We start from the raw sequence: 17,491 nt of genomic DNA, 5'->3' as shown, positions 1-17,491 counted from the left end.
AAGGGAACGCGACGTCACTCAAATGGCTCCGACCGGCTCGTTACGCAACCGCTCCGATCAGGTCGTGGCGACGAAGCGCGTGGCGAAGCTGATCGTAGCTGAGCCCCAGCGCGTCGGCGGTTGCCCGCTGGTTGAAGCGGTTCTCCGCCAACGCGCGCGACAGCAGCTCCTTTTCGAACAGCGCAACCCGGCTCTTGAAGTCGGACGGGCCAACGTCGCAGGCAGCCACTTCGTCCCCGTCGCTCGCCGGCGCCGGGTCGGGCGACCGCGACAAGGGAGGCGCGGGCTGCTGCTGCTCCCGCTGGGGTGCAGGCGCGCTGCTGCGTCCCGGGCGGTAAGGCGATTCGAACGGATCGAATTCGATCAACTCGATGGGCCCTTCCCGCTCCCAGCGATACACCGCGCGCTCGACCACGTTGCGTAGCTCGCGCACGTTGCCCGGCCAGCGATAGTCACGCAGCGCATCCTGCGCCGCCGGGGAAAAGCCGTTCCAGCGATCCCAGCCCATCTCCGCCGCCATACGCCGTCCGAAATGGTCGGCGAGGATCAGGATGTCGCTTTTGCGCGCACGAAGCGGCGGCAACGTCACGACTTCGAAGGACAGCCGATCCAACAGGTCGGCGCGAAACTCGTGCCGATCGACCTTGTCGGGAAGATGCTCGTTGGTGGCCGCGACGATCCGCACGTCGACGCGGATCGGCCGAGAGGAACCGATGCGCGTCACCTCGCCATATTCCACCGCGCGCAGCAGCCGCTCCTGCGCCCCCATGGACAAGGTCCCGAGCTCATCGAGGAACAAGGTGCCGCCGTGCGCTTCCTCGAAGCGACCAACCCGTGCCTTGGTCGCGCCGGTAAACGCGCCCGCTTCGTGGCCAAACAGCTCCGCCTCGATCAGCGTCTCGGGCAATGCCGCGCAGTTCATCACGACGAGCGGCTGGTCCCATCGCGGGCTCAAGCGGTGAAGGCGCTCCGCCACCAGTTCCTTGCCGGTTCCCCGCTCGCCGATGACGAGCACCGGCCGATCCAAGGCGGCTGCCCGGCTGGCGCGCTCCAATGCGTCAAGGAACGCACCCGACTGGCCAATTACCTGACTCGTCCGCTCTGCCATTGCCCGCCGCCCCGTTCGCCCAAGCTTTGGCGCATCTTACCAACGGTTGGCAACATGTGTTTGACGCCGGCAAATCACACCGCTCCAAGCAACCGGTGGGTATCGAGCGCGTCATGCCATTGTAGTTACGCCGCTTTTCTTCTTTCTCCTGACCGCGTCGTTTTTCCGGGAAAGGCAAAATCCAAATTGGCACGGCGCCTGCAAAGCATGAGGCATAACCGCCCAAGGCGGTAACATACTCAGGTTCAGCAAGGAGACCCGCCATGACCCAGTTCGCCAACATCGGCCGCAGCCTCACCGCCATCGCCTTCGCCATCGTGTTCAGCACCACCATGGTGATCGGCGCGGTCGGCCCGGCCGGCGGCGCGGCCCCCCTCGTTCACGCGGTGGCGTGAACGGCGCCGCCGGGGCGGGTCTTCCCTCGCTTCGCTCCGGCGGCAAGCCTATAAAAGGGCATCACCAGGAGTTTCGTTGATGGGCATCTTTTCCCGCACCCGCGACATTGTCGCCGCCAACATGGCGGAGCTGCTCGAAAAGGCAGAAGATCCAGCCAAGATGATCCGCATGATCATCCTGGAAATGGAGGAGACGTTGGTCGAGGTGCGCGCTTCCGCTGCACGGACGATCGCTGACATTAAGGAGATGCGGCGCCACATGACCAAGCTGTCGGAGATCGAGGCGAATTGGACGGAGAAGGCGGAACTCGCCCTGTCCAAGGATCGTGAAGATCTCGCCAAGGCGGCGCTCATGGAACGCCAGAAGGCGACCGACATGATCGAGCAGCTCCGCGCGGAGGTGGCCGTCCTTGATGACACGCTGCGCAGCTCGGAAGAGGACATCGCCAAGCTGCAAGGCAAGCTACGCGAGGCCCGCTCCCGCCAGAACAACATCGCCACGCGGCTGGAGAGCGCCAACAATCGCTCCCGCCTGCGCGAGATGTGGAACGGCCCGCGGACGCACGATGCCTTCAGCCGCTTCGAGATGCTGGAGCGCAAGGTCGACGAAGCCGAAGGGCGCGCCGACGCGATGGGTCTGGGCGCCCTGCCCAAGAGCCTCGACGAGGAGATCGCCGAGCTCAAGGCCGCCGACCGCGTCGATGCCGACCTCGCCGCGCTGAAGGCGCGCCTGAACAAGGGGAATTGAGATGGACGACGTGCTCGTACCGATCTTTGTCGTCGGCATGCTCTTCATCGGGCTGCCGTGGCTGATCATGCACTATGTTACGAAGTGGAAGCAGGCGCCCGGATCGATGACGACCGAGGACGAAGCGCTGCTCGATGAGCTTCACTCGCTGGCCAAGCGGCTGGAAGACCGGGTCACCACGGTGGAGCGCATCGTCGCCGCGGACAATCCCGACTTCCGCCCCGGCCTTGGCGACTATCGCTCAGCGCCTGACTACCGCCTCGAAGATCGCATTCCGGGGAGGAACTGATGGCCGACAATCGCCGCACCAAATTTTACCTGAATCGCCAGGACCGCAAGTGGAAGGGCGTATGCGCCGGGATCGCGGACTATACCGGGATCGAGGTGCTGTGGGTTCGGATCGCGATGATCCTGCTGACGCTCGCCGGTGGCTTTCCGTGGACGCTGGTCGCCTATTGGCTGATCGGATGGATGGCGGAGGACAAGCCAGCGAACCTCTACGGATCGCCCGAGGACGCCAAATTCTGGCAGGGCGTGCGCACCAATCCCAAGCGCACCACCGCCGAAGTCCGCTCCAAGTTTCGTGAGCTGGACCGGCGCCTCGCCGATATCGAAACCCATTACACCAGCCGCAACACCCAGCTGGCTGACGAGATCGAGCGCCTGCGCTGAGCGCAGGTGCGGGAGAGGAGACGAACGATGAATGTCGGAGGACCCTTCTTCGTACTGGCGATCGTGATGATCGCGACAGGGGCCTGGCTGGTCAACAACTGGATCCGTGCCAAGCACGGCTATTCGATCAGCGACGATTGGGGCCGCAACATCGGCAAGGATGTGCCGGAGGCGACCCGCAAGGTCGAATTGCTGACCGGCGAGAACGAACGGCTCACCGGCATGGTCACCCGGCTGGAAGAGCGGATCGCCGTCCTTGAACGCATCGCCACCGATCCCGCCACCCGCACCGCGCACGAGATCGAGCAGCTGCGGACCCGCTGAAAGGAACAACTGCCATGACTGCGGCCGAAAAGATCCAGTTATTCTCCGCCCTCGCCCCGGTAATCGCCACGGTTGGTGTCGCTGCAATGCTCGGATGGGTCGCGACGACCTGGATGCGCATCCGCAACGGCTATCCGCTCGACGGGCAATGGGGCCAGGCGCTCTACCCCAAGCGCGACGACGAAACGATCGAGCGGGTCAAGCTGCTGACGCAGGAGAACGGCCAGCTTCGTGCCGAACTTGGGTCGATCAAGGACCGGCTCCAGAACGTCGAGCGCATCGTCACCGACAGCGGCCACATGGTGGCGCAGGAAATCGAACAATTGCGCAATCGCGCCAACTAAGGAACGTGCGCCATGCAGCCCTGGGTTTTTCTTACCTTTTTCATGATCGTTGTCGGGCTGCCGGTGATCCTCGGTGTTGGCAGTAACGTGTTTGGCCGCTGGCTGAAACACAAGGAGCGCATGGCGGAGGCGCTGAACGCGCAAACCGCGGAAAAGGCAGCGCAATATGCCGCCCATACCGAACGGCTGGAGCAGCGCGTTCGAGTGCTGGAGCGGATCGTCACTGACAAGGGCATCGCCATTGCCGATCAGATCGAAAGCCTTCGCGACGTGCCGGCGCTTTCCGATGGCCCGAACTGAAACCACCTACAGCAAAAGGAAGAGCGTGATGCCCTGGTCTGTCGCTTTCATGGTGATTGCCATTGTCTTGATCACCGCCATCGCACGCACGTCCAAGGAGCGGTACCGCGCGATGGGCCGTGCGGGCGCCGAGCAGGCGGCCCCTACCGAGCTGATCGCCAGCCGCGACGAAGTTCGTCAACTGAAGGAGCGGGTCGCGGTGCTGGAACGCCTCATCACCGACAATCATGGCAGCGTCGATCTGAGCCGACAGATCGAAGAGCTGCGCGACCGCTAAAACCGTCGAACAAGGGAGCAGACATCATGTCCGACCCAAGCTTCTACCTGATCATGGCGACCGCCGCGCTGGCTGGGCTGGGGATGCTGGTCTCCGCCGGGCTCGCCGGCTGGCGTGGCTGGCTCCGGCTGAAGGAGCAGCAACTGCGCCAGGACGCGGACGCCCGTACGCCGATGCCGACGGGTGCCAGCGCCCGTATCGAGATCGCGGACCTGCGCGAGCGGATCCGCAAGCTGGAGGCCATCGCTGCCGGGGTGGACCTCTGATCCACCCCTCTTCGATCGATCCGGTTGCCGCCTCCCCGGCAAGGGGCTAGGCGAAAGCGCGATGCCAGACACCGCGCCCGACCTCGCCGAAATCCGCGAAGAATATGAGTTCCTCGACGCTGACGATCGCTATCGCCTCCTGATCGATCTCGGTCGCGCGCTGGAGCCGATGCCCGAGGCGCTGAAGACCGACGCGACACTGGTGCGCGGATGCTCCGCCTCGGTCTGGGTCTATCCCACCCGCAGCGAACCCGGCACGCTCCACTTCCTGGCGGACAGCAACGCTGCGATTACCAAGGGGATCATCGCCCTGGTCCTGAAGACGGTGCAGGATCGCGCGCCGACCGAGATCGCGGCGGCGGACATCGAAGGAGCGCTGGCGCCCTTCGACCTCAAGAACCAGCTCAGTTCGAACCGCACACAGGGCATCCCCAACATGATTGACCTCATCCGGGAAACCGCCGCGCGTTACCTCTGATCGCCGCTAGCGAGAGGCTTCCGTGGCCACCCGGCGTTCCAGCGCGCGCTCGGACGCGGCACCATAGGCCCGGCATGCCCCAGGCCTGCTCAAAAACCGCTCGGTCGCACCGTCCTGGTCGGCATGCGCCGTGATCAGGATATCGCACGGCATGATCCGCATCGCGGCATGGCTACGCCGAAACGCCGCCACCACCTTCTGCCCTGCCGGCGAAGCATAACGATAGCCATCTGCCGACACCGGATTGAGGCTGGAGGCAAAGACCAGCGTCTTGCACGTCATGCCTACGCACGATCGCCAGCTCCAGCTCATGCTGCCTGCCGTATGCCCCGGCGTCGCGCGTGCGGTGATCGATGTTCGGCCCAGCTTTAGCATCTCGCCGTCGCGCATCACCCGCACCTTGGCCAGATCCGGCACGACGGCCGGAAAACGACTGTCGTAGCCAAGCTGCGGATCATCCGCGGCCAAACGGCCTGAGCGCAATCCCTCGGCACCGCGCGCGCTGGCCACCACCATCGCACCCGTATCGCGCGCCAATGCGGCAATGCCCCCGGCATGATCGAAATGCGGCTCGGTACTAAGAATGTAGCGGATGTGCTTGGGGTCGAGTCCGAGCTTGCGCACATTGGCGAGGATCGCCGGCGCTCCCTGCGGCAACGCGCCATCAATCAGGATCAAGCCGTCGCCCGTATCGATCAAGGCAACGCTCAGCCCGCCGAAGCCCACAAGATAACTATCACCGAACACCCGCACCGGTTCGCGCGGCGCCAGCCACGTCGCCTCACGCTCCACGGCGATCGGCCGCGTTAGCGGATCGTCCTTCGGCTCCGCGGCCGCCGTTCCTACAAGGGCCGCAGCCAACACCGCCGTATGTCGCACCATCATGCTCGCATCTCCTTCGCCGCAACCATGTCCCGCCACGCGCGCACCGACAAACGGTCTTGCCTCGACACAGACATGAGAAAATCTGATGGTTGGCCATGGATCGCGCCCAACTGCCGCTGAACGCCCTGCGCGCCTTTGAAGCCGCTGCGCGCCACCTCAACTTCGCCCGTGCCGCAATCGAGCTATGCGTCACGCCGAGCGCGGTAAGCCACCAGGTGGCTCAGCTCGAGCGCAGGCTTTCCACGCGCCTGTTCGACCGGCTGCCCCGCGGCCTGGCCTTGACCGATGACGGCCACGCACTGGTCCCGGTGCTTGGCGACGCCTTCGACAAGGTGGCGGCGACGCTCGATCATTACGCCAACGGCCGGTTCCAGCAGACGTTGAACATCGGAGTGGTCGGGACCTTCGCAACCGGCTGGCTGCTCGAGCGCCTCGACGGTTTCGCCAGCGCGCATCCAAACATCGACGTGCGCGTGTCGATCAACAACAACCGGGTCGACCTCGCCGGCGAGGCGCTTCAATTCGCCATCCGCTTCGGTGACGGTGCATGGCATGGGACGCATGCCGAGCCGCTCCTCGCTGCGCCGCTGTCCCCGCTTTGCACGGCTTCCGTCGCGCAGCGGCTGCGATCGCCGTCAGACCTGCCGCGGGAAAGACTACTGCGATCCTACCGGTCGAACGAATGGGCCAGTTGGTTCTCGGCCGCGGGGGTCGCTGCGCCGGCAGCGCGCGGCGCGATGTTTGACAGCTCGGCGGTGATGGTCGCCGCGGCCGCCGCCGGGCTGGGCGTCGCGCTCGCCCCAGCCGCCATGTTCACCCGCGATCTCGCCTCCGAACGGCTGGTTCAGCCTTTCGCGCTAGAGGTCGACACCGGGCGTTACTGGCTCACACGTCTTTTGTCGCGCAAGCCTGACCCCGCAATGCAGTCGTTCCGCGACTGGCTGCTCGCCGAAGCTGGCCGATAAGGCTCCTCGACCCCTCAGGAAAACCGCGCCGCCAGCGTCGCCACATCCATCCCGGCCGGCACCACCAGCCACTCGTTCGGGCGGCGCGTGTCCACCACCGCAACGGCGTTCTTGGGGCAAAGCCCGAGGCACTTCACTTCGGCCACACCCATATCGGCCTTCCGCCCCTTGCCAAAGCCCGGCTCGCTACGCAGCGCCTTGGCCAGCCGCTCCTTGCCCTTTGGCCCGAAGCCGCCATCCACCTTCTTCGAACATTTGGCGCAGACCAGCACCGCGCCGCGCCATTGCGCCTTCGCGCGCTTCACGCCGGCTTCCAAGTCCGACGCTCTTCCGCGGCACGCAGCACGTCGTACGCCGCCTGGATCGCCTGAAAGCGCGTGGCGGCATCCTTGTCGCCCGGCCGAACATCGGGGTGATTGCTCTTGGCCAGCCGCCGCCACGCCAATTTGATGTCGTCGAACGTCGCGTCGGTTTCGAGCTCCAGCACCTCCAGCGCGCGCATCTCGTCGCGCGAGCGGCTGCCGTCGCCGGAGCCGGCCCAGCTCTGGTAGCGGGATTGCTCATAGCCCGACGCGTCGCGACGCTCCGCCTGCTCGCGTTCGGCCGCTTCCTCGGCATTCAGGCCTTCGAAGTAATTCCAGCCGCGGTTGTATTCGGCGGCATGCGCCTGGCAGAAATACCAGCGCTCCGGGCTGTTGGGGGATTTGGGCGCCGGGCAATTGCCCGGCTCCTCGCAGCCGTGCCGATCGCACAGCCGCACCTTGGTCGCCTCGCGCGAGGCGCCATATTCGCGCCAGCGGGGAAAACCCCAGTCGTTGGATCGGGAAGAACGCGCCATCCCCCGCCATCTAGCGATTGAAAGCCCAAGGTTAAAGGTGACACCAGAGGGCCTGTAAGCCGGGTTCTGTCCACCCTTCACGGGATGGGCGACCATTCCTCTCGGCGCGCCGTTGCCGACGCGCTCCAGCAACCAACCCGGGCAGCAGGTGGGAACACACCCCGGGGATCAAGTCCCCACGCCGCCCCTATTCGGTCTTGCTCCCGGTGGGGTTTGCCATGCCGCCGCCGTTACCGGCCGCGCGGTGCGCTTTTACCGCACCCTTTCACCCTTGCCTGGCCGAAGCCTTCATCCGAAGATTGGGCGGTCTGCTCTCTGTGGCACTTTCCCTGGGGTCACCCCCGGCGGGCGTTACCCGCCACCGTTGTTCCATGGAGCCCGGACTTTCCTCGGCGTGGAACAAGTCCACGACGCGGCCGCCCGGCCCTCTGGTGTGGGCGCGGGCTGTACGTGGGGTCGCCAGAGAAAGCAATCGCGCGGTCATTCAGGCGGCTGGGATAGCACGTGCCGCGGCACGTCACTCGTCAGATGCTTAAAGATGCCGTTGGTGATCGCAAACCGGCGGTCCTCAACGCCTCGCTTCAGAAACTCTCCCACGCGCCATCGGCAGCCGCGAGCGCCGGCCGCGCAAAGGCACCACCGAAGTGCTTGGCGCTACGCCCTGCGGGCACGCTCTTGATGCCGGACTCCCGCGCCCGCCCGCTGATCCGGACCTCCCCGGTCTGGTCAGCATCGCTGATCCTGAACTGGCCGGCCTTGTCGGCAAGCGCTTCGGACTCGCTGTTCAGGTTACGCGCGGCAGCCGACGTTTCCTCCACCATGGCGGCGTTCTGCTGCGTCGCCTGGTCCATGTTCGTGACCGCGACACTGATCTGACTGATCGCCGAGGCTTGCGCCAGATTATCGGATGCCATGCCGTCGAGGAGCTGGTGCACCTCTCCGACGCCTTCGGAAATGTTCGCCAAGGCACCGTCCACCTTCTGCACGGCCGCCACCGCGGTGACGATGTCGGTCTGCGTCAGCGTAAGCTGCTCGCGCGCCCGCTTCGCTTCTTCTTCCGCCCGCATCGCGAGCGCGCTCACCAGATCCGCCACGACGGCAAAGCCGCGGCCGGCATCCCCCGCGCGACCCGCCTCGACCGCCGCATTCATTGCAAGAACACGGGTCTGGAACGCGATCTTGTCGACGCCCTCGATCACTTCGTCGATGCCCTTGGCGCTTTCCCGAACGCGGCTCATCGCCTGCACCGCTTCTTCGGCCACAGTGCGTCCGCCCGATACGGTGCTGATCGTTTGATCAGCACGCGTCACGGTCCGGGTAGCCGCGTCTGCCGTCGCCTTGATCCGCCCGTCGATCTGCGTCAGCGCCGCAGAGGCTTCCTCTAGGCTCGCCGCATTGCTTTCCGTGCGGCGGGCAAGATCTTCGGACGCTTGCGCGATCTCGCCGGACCCACCGCGCAGGCCTCGGGAGCTTTCGATCACCGATCCAATCAGGTCGCGCAGCGATGCGAGCGCCGCGTTGAAGTTGGTCTTGAGCTCCACGTACGCCGGCGGGAAATCGGCCTTGATGCTCGATGTCAGGTCGCCGGCGGTCAGTGCAGCCAGGCTGTCGCGGAGCGCGCCCGTGACCATCTGCTGCTCGGCCGCCTCCAGCGCCGCACGATCTCGCTCCTTGTTGACGGCGGCGCTGAGAAACGCATCGACAGAACGGGTGATGTCACCAATCTCGTCCTTCTGGTCGAGGTTCGGCAGCGTGGCCTCGCCTGACGAGCGCGCGAGCTCTTTGATGACCCGCGCGAGGTCTTGGATCGGGCTGATCACCTTCTTCGTGATCGTCAGGTAGGAAAAGCCGAGCACGGCCGCAGAAGCGAGCGCAAGCGCCAGCATCATGATCATCGCGGTGCGAGCCGTGCTGAGTGCGGCCGTGGTTTCGGCGGAAGCAACCTCGATCTGAAGCGCAACCAGCTCGCTCACGGTTTCGGACAGGGGATCGATACTCTGGTACATTTCCCCGACAACGAAGCGTTCAAGCGCCGCGCGATCGCCCGACTGGAGGATCTGCAACAGCCGGTCGACGCTGGCGTCCGAGGCTTGCATGCGGGTCTCGGCAGCGGAGGCGAGCTGCTCCTCCTTTCCCTGGATTTCGGTGCCGCGATATCGCAGCCAAGCCGCCTTGGCCGTGCTTGCCCCCTCCCGAACATGGCGGGCCCCTTCTGCAAGGGATAGATTGCCGTTGCGCGCCTTGTGCGCGGAGTCGACGATATCGACGGCGTAGCTGTCCGCGACGATCTTCAGATCGCGCAACGGCACCACCCGGTCCGCCAGCACCGTGCGCAAGGCAGCGCTGCTGTTTGTCGCCGACCAGTATGAAGCGCCCAGCAAAGATAGGGTGGCGATCGCAAAGATCGCGAGGCACCCCAGTAGCTTCTGCTTGATCGTCATGTCTCAACCCCCACCGCTCGCTGCCCGATCCCGGTGGCGCTGCAACGCGACCTCGCGCTGATGTCGCAACCCACGCCGGATCGCTCGTCCACGCCGAAGCTGAGCCAGAGCATTGATCCATTATAGGATCGAACGACCCGAGCGTTCTTGCGGGAGGTTAATTCTCATCGCTGCGCGAACAGGCCGGCGCAAGCGGATCATGCGGCATTTGTATCTGTCGTGCGTTCGGCCAGCCGTTCACGCATTGAGCATGTCGCGAAGCGCACCGGCTTGTTTGAAAGTTTTGCTGCGCCGCCGCTTCATCCTTGCAAGCCTGCGCCGCAGTAGTTTTCTGTCCTTGCGCTCACGCGTTGGTAACATAAGCTTCGCCGAACATTGTGGAGCAAGCCATGTCGCTGATGCTTTTCATGTTGTTGTTAGCGACCGGGGCGGACATCATCGTCACCGGCAAGCGGCTTGAAGAGGCGCATGACGCCTGCGTGCGCGGCGAATGCACGGTTCTTCGCGATGCGCAGGCGAGCATCGCATTGGCCGAGGCCCGATTTCGGGACGGCAAGTATCTCCAGGCCAAGAACCTGCTTGGCCGCGCAATTCGGCGTAATCGCGCCAAGGCGGCGTCCGATCCCAAACCGGTAGCTGCGCTCTACGAGGCCTTTGCCACCGTCTCACTCCACGAGGGCAATCAGGACGATTATCGCAGCGCCGTTTACTCGCAAGTCCGCACCTTGCGGGACCATCTGCCGCCGGACGATCCTGCCGTGCAGACGGCCTCCACCGCGATCGGCGACATGTGGCTGAAGGTCAACGACCCGCGCGAGGCGATACGCGCGTACGAGCTCACCGAGCGCGAGGCGCTGCGAAGTGGCCAGCATGCGGTGGCGATGCTGGCCGCAATGCGGCGGGTAACGCTGATGAACGCGCAAAATCGCACGCCGGAGGCGATTGCTGTTCTGGATGATCTAAACAAGCGACCGATTGCGCAGACCGCGGGCTATCGAAACGCCTTGCAGATCATTCGCCTGCGCCTTTCAGCCCGCAATGCTGGCGGCGAGGAGCTGGCAAAGCTGATCCGCGCCCTGCCCACACGGCAAGGCGAGGCACCGCTGCTGATGAAATCCCCGCGCTATGAGTCGATCACGCCCGTTACCGCGCAACGCGCTGCGGCGCTGGCGCAGGCCGAGGGCGCAGGCGGCGCGCATAATGGATGTCGCACGATGGGCGTCGATGCAGTCCGCTGGGCCGACGTCGGCTTTTGGATCAGGCCGGATGGGCGCACGGCCGATGCGGAAATCCTGCGAAGTTCCAAAGGTGCTGTCTGGACCGATGTTGTTCTGAAGCAGATTGCCGGCCGCCAATATTCCGCGTCGGCGGCCGACAAGGACAGCCCCGGCTTCTACAAGATCGAGCGGCTGACGCAGCGTTCTGCGTATGTCACCCCGGAATGCAGCACGATCGCGCGACGGGTGATGACGAACGGGTTCGAGACGCTGGACTTGACCGAAGAGGGATCCGCCTCGCCGGCAGCCGCGAACTGAGCGCGTCGCGCGGCAATCGAAAAGCAGGCTGGCGACGAGCATTCCGTAGTCAAGCTGTCCCGAACCGCGACGATTAAGTACCGGTGGGCAGGACGCGGGCGCGAGCGGCAATCGGTTTCCCGCCCGCTTCAATCATCCCCTTGCGGGCGCGGCAGCAGCAGCGCGAGAAGGATCATGCGGCATTCGGCGTCGATCTCGCCATCGATCAGTTCGGGGCGGAAGCGCCGTTGGAACGCGACGATCGCGGCCATCTTGTCGCTCACGTCATAGCCGAAGCGCTCCAGCGCCAGCAGGAAGGCGGCCTCACCCCACATCGGGTCCATCAGGTTCTTGGTCGGGCGCGGCAGCGCCAGCCGGAGCCGCGCCAGCTTGCTCCACGGGAACAGCTCGCCCGGATCGCGCTTGCGCGCCGGGGCGATGTCCGAATGGGCAACGATGTTGCCGCGCGTGATCTCGTATCGATCCTTGATCTCGTGAACCAGGCGGATCACCGCGTCGACCTGCACGTCCGGAAATGGTCGGTAGCCGAACTCATGACCCGGATTGACGATCTCGATCCCGATCGACGCGGAATTGACATCCTCGATTTCGCGCCAGTGCGAGCGACCGGCGTGCCACGCGCGCTTTTCCTCCGGCACCAGCCGCGTGACCGTCCCGTCCTCATCGACCAGATAGTGCGCGGAGACCTTGGCTTCGGGATCGCGCAGCCGGGCCAGGGCCGATGCTGCATCAACCATGCCGGTATAATGAAGCACGATCATCGTGATCGGCAGCATGCGATCGTCGTAATTCGGCGATGGCGCCTCGATTGGCGTCATGGTCACTCCTGCAGCCCGGCGGTGGGTCAGCCGACCCTAGCACCGCAGGGCGACGCCCGGCTACGGCTATGCCGATCGCTCGGCCGCGGCCAGCTGGTACAGGCCGCGAAAGCGTTTGCTGGGTACGAAACGGTCGGTTTGGCCGATCACCGTTTCGCCCGCGCCCAGCATTAGCGCGCCCGCAGGCTGCAGGCTGCCGGCAATCGCCTCCAGCACGCGCGGGCGCAGGTCCGGCGCGAGATAGAACAGGACGTTGCGGCAAAAAACCGCATCAAACGCGCCGGCCGGCGGCGCATCAAGCACCAGGTTGCTGCGTCGCCAGGTAACGCCACGAACCAGCGCCGGCTGCGCGATCCAGTCCGACCCATCCTGATCGAACCAGCGCAGCATCCGGATCGTCGCCAGCCCGCGCTGGATCTCGAATTGCGAATAGCGGCCGGCGCGTGCCCGTGCGATCGCATGGCCGGAAACGTCGGTGGCGATCAGCTCATGGGGAACGCCGCGTTCCGTCAGTGCCATGGAAAGCGACAACGGCTCCTGCCCCGTCGAGCAGCCCGCGCACCAGATGCGCGGCTTGCTCGGAGCAATGGCGGTGATCGCCTCTGCCGCCGCCTCGATCGCGCCGGCATCGCGGAAGAACGACGTCTCCTGATTCAGCAGCGCATCGACGATCCGGTCGGCAAGCGCCGTGTTGCTGCCGTCGCGCACGGCTGCAACCAGTTCGTCGATCGAAGCGGCGCCGCGCTCCACCGCGATCGGCTTCAGCGCGGTGTCGATCCGCCAGGCGCGATTGGCCGCGATCCGCTGCCCGGTCCGCGCCTCCAGCAGCGTGGCGAGCGCCGTCACGGTGATGGGGCTCGTGTCGCTAGGGGCAAATGGCCGATCGTTGATCATGCGATGGCCCCGTGCTGGCCAGCGATATAGCCCCCGATCGCCTCGGGCGGGAGCACGGCGCTGGCGAGCCCCGCTGCGGCAACGGCGCCCGGCATCCCCCACACAACCGAACTTGCCTGATCCTGCACCACCACCGTGCCACCTGCCGAGCGCACCAGCCTTGCGCCGGCAAGTCCGTCGCGCCCCATGCCGCTGAGCACCACGGCCATCATCCGCGCGCCAAAGCATTCGGCAAAGGTTTCAAACATCGGATCGACCGATGGCATGTTGCCGTTGGCGACGCTCGCTTGGCTCAGCCGGATGGCGGCCCCACCGCCGGGCGCCCGTACCGCCGTCACATGCGCGTCTCCCGGCGCCACTAGGATCATGTCATCGTGCAGTGCCATGGTGTCGGCCGCCACTTGGCACCGGCGCCCCGTGGCGATCGCCACCTGCTCCGCGAAATACGGAATGAACGACGATGGCAGATGCTGGGTGATGACGATCGGCTTGCGGAACGTCCGCGGGAGCGCGAGCAACAGGCTGTTGATCGCATGGATGCCGCCCGTGGAGGCACCGATCGCCACCACGTCGATGTCATGGTGAGCAGCCGGGTGCGCCGCCGCGGGACGAGGGCTTGGCTCCGTTCGCTCGCCCAGCCGCACCAGCTTTTCCGCAAGCGCCGCGGCGAAGCTGCCGGCCGAGACGCAGCGGCCCGGCTTCACCAGCGTGTCCGCCGCGCCCAGCGCCAGCGCCTCGATCGTGGCGGCGGCGCCCTCCCCGGCGGCGGAGGAGACGACCAGCACCTTCGCGCCTGCGCCGGCCGCAATGATGTCCGGCAGGCCGGCAAGGCCATGGACGCCTGGCATTTCGAGATCGAGCAGGATGACGTCCACCCTGCCCGCGGCCAGGAAGCGCAGCGCACTGGCGATGTCGGGAACGGCATCGGCCACCGTACACGTCGCCCCGTCCTCGACCATCCGCGTCAGCACGGCGCGCGCCACAGCGGAGTCGTCAACGATCAGCACTCGGGGACGTGCGCTCGCCGGAGCCGCCGCGATGGCCTGAAGCCGCGCCATGAAGGTCAGGCGACGCCGACGATCTGAAGCTTGCTGGCCAGCGTCTCGCGATCGAACGGCTTCATCACATATTCGTCGGCACCCGCATCGATCGCGGCCCGGATGTGCGCCATGCCGTTTTCCGTGGTGCAGAAGACCACCTTGGGCCGCGGCGCCGCATTTGCATCGCGTAGCGCGCGCAGGAAATCCATCCCGCTCATCACCGGCATGTTCCAATCGAGCAGGATCACGTCGGGCATGCTGGCGCGGCAGGCCTCAAGCGCCTCCCGCCCGTCGCCAGCCTCGGACACGGCGAAATCGAGTCCTTCCAATATGTGTCGTGCGACCTTTCGGATCACCTTTGAGTCGTCCACGACGAGACACGACTTCATCACTTGCAACCCCATCACTTGGCTCTACCCGTCTTATAGAACGGCAGGCGCCCAAGCGGCTTTAGCCGGCAGCGACGATCGACCCGACCAGCCGGGCGATATCAATCACCAGCAGCGGCTCACCCTCGCGTTCCGCCGATCCAGTGGTGATCCCCGCCCAGCGTCGACCGAGCGACAGCCCGGTCGGCACCGCCACCACGTCAAGCGGCGCGACATCCTCCAGCGTGTCGACCAGCACGGCATGATGGTGCCCATCCACCACGGTGATGATCGCGCGGCAGGAGCCCTCCTCCGGTGCGGGGAGACCAAGCAGTTCCCAGGTATCGATCACCGTCACCACGCGGCTTCGCAGCGCCGCGAGCCCGCGCACGGCCGGATGGGCGCGCGGCGCTTTCACGATCGAGGAGATGTCGACCACCGATTCCACCGCGTCCGCCGGCACCGCGATCGCCCGTCCGCCGACATGGGCAAGGAGGTGCAGCGTCTCGTTCATCGCGCCGCCCCTATCGTCAGGGCGCTCGCCAGCGCGTAGGAGTCCACGAGCGGCCAGCCCGTCTCCGGATCGCGATCGAACCGCACCACCTGCCCGCCCGCCGGTACGTCATCTCCGGCGGCCAGCGTCACCGCGGCTTCCTCGCCCGGCGCCAGCGTGCGCGCGATGCGATAGCCGGCCGCCTCGATCAGCGGGCTCAGCATGGCTTCCATCCAGGCCGTATCGGGCCCTTGCAGCAGGCAGATGGGGGCCGGCTTCTCATCCGACCGCCCCGGCCGGAGATGCGCCGGATCGAGCACTTCGATCGGCTCCCCTTCGATCACCAGAATGCCGCTGACAGCCGGATTGTTGGAGGGCAACAGATCGTCGTGGAAGGAGACGATGTCGATCGCGCGCCGGGCGAGATAACCGGTGGCAGTGTCGGCGCCCGGCAGCATCAATGCCGCAAGTTCGCCCCCGCGCGGCGGCGCTCCTCCCGCGACGATCAGCGCCACCAGCCCGTCGCGCGCCGTCGCCCACCAGCGCCCGCCGGCCTCGCGGATCGACTCCGCCTGCACCGCCTCGATCCGCTCCACCGCGCTTAGCGGAACGATGCGCCGCCGCCCGTCAAGCGCCTCGAACAACAGCCCCGGCGTGCCTTCGGCCACCGGCTCCGCCGCCTCGGGCTCGGCTTCCACCACGCGGTCGAACGAAACGCCCGCCGCCGCCGCGACGCCGGCGCAATCCAGCAGCAGCAGGGGCACCCCCGTATCCGGCAGCATCTGCCCGGCATACAGCCCCGCCGCCATCACGGCCGGTGCGACTGGCTTCACCACCAGTTCCTGCGTGTCGTCGACCGAGTCCACGCCCAGTGCGAAGCTGCCGCCCGGCAGGTTCACGATCATCAGCATGTCGCCCAGTTCGTCGGCCGTTCCAAGCACCTCGCCCAGCCGCACCACCGGCAGCCGCCGCCCCCGCACGGTCGCCAGGATCGCGTCGCCAACCATGTCGATGCGGACGGCGGCGGACTTGCTGGCGACGATCTCTTCCACCGCCTGTCGCGGTACGGCGTAGCGGCCCTCGCCCGCGCCGATGATCACGGCGGACAGGATCGCCAGCGTCAGCGGCACTTCGATCGTCGTCGTCAGCCCCCGACCGGGCACGTTGTGCAGCCGGATCGTGCCGCCGATCTGCTCGACGTTGGTGCGCACCACGTCCATGCCCACGCCGCGCCCCGACGTCGCCGTCACCGTGTCGCGCGTCGTCAGCCCCGGTTCGAACACGAGGTCCAGCCGCGCCCGCTCGCTCAGCGCGCTGAACTCGCCCGCCCGGCGCGGCTCCTGCTCGATGCGCTTGCTGACCAGCCGCGCGGTGTCGATGCCGCGACCGTCGTCGGCGATCTCCACGATGATGCGGTTGCCGGATTGCCGCGCGGCGATCGTCAGCCGTCCGGCTTCGGGCTTCCCGGCGCGTCGCCGCTCGTCGGGCGCCTCGATCCCGTGATCGATCGCATTGCGCACGATATGGACCAGCGGATCGCGCAGCAACTCGATCATTTCGCGATCGAGTTCCACGTCGGCGCCGTCGATCGCCAGCGACACCGTTTTGCCAAGCGCACCGGCGGTATCGCGTACCAGCCGCGGCAGCGCCGTGAACAGCGACTCGATCGCCTGCATCCGCGTGCGCGTCACCGTGTCGCGCAGCTCGGAAACGGTCAGCGACAGCCGGTCGATCGCATTTTCCAGCGTCGGGTCGCCACTGTCGCGCAACCGGCGGGCGAGTTCATTACGCGCCAGCACCATCTCCGACACGCCGTTCATCATCCGGTCCAGCAGATCGACGGACAGGCGGATGCTGCGAGTGGCTTGCCGCGGCGCGGCGGCGCCAGCGTTGCTGGTGGGCACGAGCTTCAGCGGTGCCGAGCTTGCTTTCTCGTCGAGCACCGCGAGCAACAGGTCCTCGCCGCTGTCATCGAGCGCGGCTCCTGCATCAATCGCTTCCACGATCTCGCCGATCCGGTCGATGATCGCCAGCACGGCGGACACAAGCCGCGGATCAGGCGTGCGCTCGCCCGATCGCACCGCCTGCAACACATCCTCCGCCGCATGGCTCAGCCGCGCAAGTCGCGGCAGGTCCAGAAAGCCGCAGCTGCCCTTCACCGTGTGGACGAAGCGAAAGATCGCATCCAGGCGGGCGCGATCAGCGGGATCAGCTTCCCACGCGACGATCTCGCCCGAAAGGGCGCCCAGTGTCTCGCGGGTTTCCGCGATGAATTCCTGCAGCAGATCGTCCATTGCGCACC

Annotated in this window: 23 protein-coding genes and 1 other RNA gene; 12 read left to right on the top strand and 12 right to left on the bottom strand. The window is 66.2% G+C overall.

Annotation, left to right across the window (positions count from 1 at the left end):
- Positions 1 to 40: 40 nt before the first annotated feature.
- A complete protein-coding gene (gene pspF, locus SPMU_RS02885; RefSeq protein WP_088331761.1) occupies positions 41 to 1,108 on the bottom strand; it encodes a phage shock protein operon transcriptional activator in 1,068 nt (355 codons plus the stop codon).
- 263 nt (positions 1,109 to 1,371) lie between these two features.
- On the opposite strand from pspF, the gene SPMU_RS17375 reads away from it, so the two are divergent.
- From SPMU_RS17375 to SPMU_RS02840, 10 genes are all read left to right on the top strand, one after another.
- Positions 1,372 to 1,503 (top strand): hypothetical protein, encoded by a 132-nt coding sequence (locus SPMU_RS17375; RefSeq protein ID WP_281250974.1) that lies wholly within the window; start codon positions 1,372 to 1,374, stop codon positions 1,501 to 1,503.
- A 79-nt stretch (positions 1,504 to 1,582) separates the two neighbouring features.
- Entirely contained in the window at positions 1,583 to 2,251 is a 669-nt protein-coding gene (pspA, locus tag SPMU_RS02880) for a phage shock protein PspA (protein WP_088331759.1), read from the top strand.
- Between the two features lies 1 nt (position 2,252).
- Positions 2,253 to 2,540, top strand: a complete 288-nt coding sequence (gene pspB, locus SPMU_RS02875; RefSeq protein ID WP_088331757.1) for an envelope stress response membrane protein PspB — start codon at positions 2,253 to 2,255, stop codon at positions 2,538 to 2,540.
- Positions 2,540 to 2,923 carry an envelope stress response membrane protein PspC gene (pspC, locus tag SPMU_RS02870; protein ID WP_088331755.1) on the top strand — a complete coding sequence of 128 codons (384 nt, stop codon included), beginning with the start codon at positions 2,540 to 2,542 and terminating at the stop codon, positions 2,921 to 2,923. Before pspB ends, pspC begins: the two co-directional genes overlap by 1 nt.
- A gap of 27 nt (positions 2,924 to 2,950) precedes the next feature.
- The gene (locus tag SPMU_RS02865) at positions 2,951 to 3,247 is read left to right on the top strand and encodes a hypothetical protein (protein WP_088331753.1); all 297 of its coding nucleotides are present in this window, start codon (positions 2,951 to 2,953) and stop codon (positions 3,245 to 3,247) included.
- A 14-nt stretch (positions 3,248 to 3,261) separates the two neighbouring features.
- Positions 3,262 to 3,591: a hypothetical protein gene (locus SPMU_RS02860; protein WP_088331751.1), complete on the top strand. Its 330-nt coding sequence runs from the start codon at positions 3,262 to 3,264 to the stop codon at positions 3,589 to 3,591.
- 12 nt (positions 3,592 to 3,603) lie between these two features.
- Entirely contained in the window at positions 3,604 to 3,891 is a 288-nt protein-coding gene (locus SPMU_RS02855; protein WP_211275697.1) for a hypothetical protein, read from the top strand.
- A 28-nt stretch (positions 3,892 to 3,919) separates the two neighbouring features.
- Entirely contained in the window at positions 3,920 to 4,168 is a 249-nt protein-coding gene (locus tag SPMU_RS02850; RefSeq protein ID WP_140418385.1) for a hypothetical protein, read from the top strand.
- Between the two features lie 26 nt (positions 4,169 to 4,194).
- A complete protein-coding gene (locus tag SPMU_RS02845; protein WP_088331747.1) occupies positions 4,195 to 4,434 on the top strand; it encodes a hypothetical protein in 240 nt (79 codons plus the stop codon).
- Between the two features lie 61 nt (positions 4,435 to 4,495).
- Positions 4,496 to 4,912: a SufE family protein gene (locus tag SPMU_RS02840; protein WP_088331745.1), complete on the top strand. Its 417-nt coding sequence runs from the start codon at positions 4,496 to 4,498 to the stop codon at positions 4,910 to 4,912.
- 6 nt (positions 4,913 to 4,918) lie between these two features.
- Here SPMU_RS02840 and bla read toward each other — a convergent pair whose 3' ends face one another.
- Positions 4,919 to 5,797: a subclass B3 metallo-beta-lactamase gene (gene bla / locus SPMU_RS02835; RefSeq protein WP_088331738.1), complete on the bottom strand. Its 879-nt coding sequence runs from the start codon at positions 5,795 to 5,797 to the stop codon at positions 4,919 to 4,921.
- Positions 5,798 to 5,892: 95 nt separating this feature from the next.
- On the opposite strand from bla, the gene SPMU_RS02830 reads away from it, so the two are divergent.
- Entirely contained in the window at positions 5,893 to 6,762 is an 870-nt protein-coding gene (locus SPMU_RS02830; protein ID WP_088331736.1) for a LysR family transcriptional regulator, read from the top strand.
- A gap of 14 nt (positions 6,763 to 6,776) precedes the next feature.
- Here SPMU_RS02830 and SPMU_RS02825 read toward each other — a convergent pair whose 3' ends face one another.
- From SPMU_RS02825 to SPMU_RS02810, 4 genes are all read right to left on the bottom strand, one after another.
- Positions 6,777 to 7,067, bottom strand: coding sequence for a hypothetical protein (locus SPMU_RS02825; protein ID WP_088333118.1), 291 nt, complete (start codon positions 7,065 to 7,067; stop codon positions 6,777 to 6,779).
- The gene (locus SPMU_RS02820) at positions 7,064 to 7,600 is read right to left on the bottom strand and encodes a J domain-containing protein (RefSeq protein WP_088331734.1); all 537 of its coding nucleotides are present in this window, start codon (positions 7,598 to 7,600) and stop codon (positions 7,064 to 7,066) included. Before SPMU_RS02820 ends, SPMU_RS02825 begins: the two co-directional genes overlap by 4 nt.
- 39 nt (positions 7,601 to 7,639) lie before the next feature.
- Positions 7,640 to 8,032: RNase P RNA component class A (rnpB, locus tag SPMU_RS02815), an RNA gene on the bottom strand.
- Between the two features lie 149 nt (positions 8,033 to 8,181).
- Positions 8,182 to 10,041, bottom strand: coding sequence for a methyl-accepting chemotaxis protein (locus SPMU_RS02810; RefSeq protein ID WP_088331732.1), 1,860 nt, complete (start codon positions 10,039 to 10,041; stop codon positions 8,182 to 8,184).
- A gap of 389 nt (positions 10,042 to 10,430) precedes the next feature.
- On the opposite strand from SPMU_RS02810, the gene SPMU_RS02805 reads away from it, so the two are divergent.
- Positions 10,431 to 11,576, top strand: a complete 1,146-nt coding sequence (locus SPMU_RS02805) for a tetratricopeptide repeat protein (RefSeq protein ID WP_088331730.1) — start codon at positions 10,431 to 10,433, stop codon at positions 11,574 to 11,576.
- Positions 11,577 to 11,704: 128 nt separating this feature from the next.
- Here the strand turns inward: SPMU_RS02805 and SPMU_RS02800 are convergent, their stop codons facing one another.
- From SPMU_RS02800 to SPMU_RS02775, 6 genes are all read right to left on the bottom strand, one after another.
- A complete protein-coding gene (locus SPMU_RS02800; protein WP_088331728.1) occupies positions 11,705 to 12,394 on the bottom strand; it encodes an N-acetylmuramoyl-L-alanine amidase in 690 nt (229 codons plus the stop codon).
- Positions 12,395 to 12,460: 66 nt separating this feature from the next.
- Entirely contained in the window at positions 12,461 to 13,288 is an 828-nt protein-coding gene (locus tag SPMU_RS02795; protein WP_211275695.1) for a CheR family methyltransferase, read from the bottom strand.
- Complete coding sequence (locus SPMU_RS02790; RefSeq protein ID WP_088331726.1) at positions 13,285 to 14,346, bottom strand: chemotaxis protein CheB; 1,062 nt, start codon at positions 14,344 to 14,346, stop codon at positions 13,285 to 13,287. The genes SPMU_RS02795 and SPMU_RS02790 overlap by 4 nt, the downstream gene beginning before the upstream one ends.
- Before the next feature lie 5 nt (positions 14,347 to 14,351).
- Complete coding sequence (locus tag SPMU_RS02785) at positions 14,352 to 14,717, bottom strand: response regulator (protein WP_088331724.1); 366 nt, start codon at positions 14,715 to 14,717, stop codon at positions 14,352 to 14,354.
- Positions 14,718 to 14,778: 61 nt separating this feature from the next.
- Positions 14,779 to 15,210 carry a chemotaxis protein CheW gene (locus SPMU_RS02780; protein ID WP_088331722.1) on the bottom strand — a complete coding sequence of 144 codons (432 nt, stop codon included), beginning with the start codon at positions 15,208 to 15,210 and terminating at the stop codon, positions 14,779 to 14,781.
- The gene (locus SPMU_RS02775) at positions 15,207 to 17,483 is read right to left on the bottom strand and encodes a chemotaxis protein CheA (protein WP_088331720.1); all 2,277 of its coding nucleotides are present in this window, start codon (positions 17,481 to 17,483) and stop codon (positions 15,207 to 15,209) included. Before SPMU_RS02775 ends, SPMU_RS02780 begins: the two co-directional genes overlap by 4 nt.
- Positions 17,484 to 17,491 lie beyond the last annotated feature (8 nt).

The organism is Sphingomonas mucosissima, from assembly GCF_002197665.1.
Lineage (GTDB): Bacteria > Pseudomonadota > Alphaproteobacteria > Sphingomonadales > Sphingomonadaceae > Sphingomonas > Sphingomonas mucosissima.
This window is presented reverse-complemented; position numbering and strand designations above follow the sequence as displayed.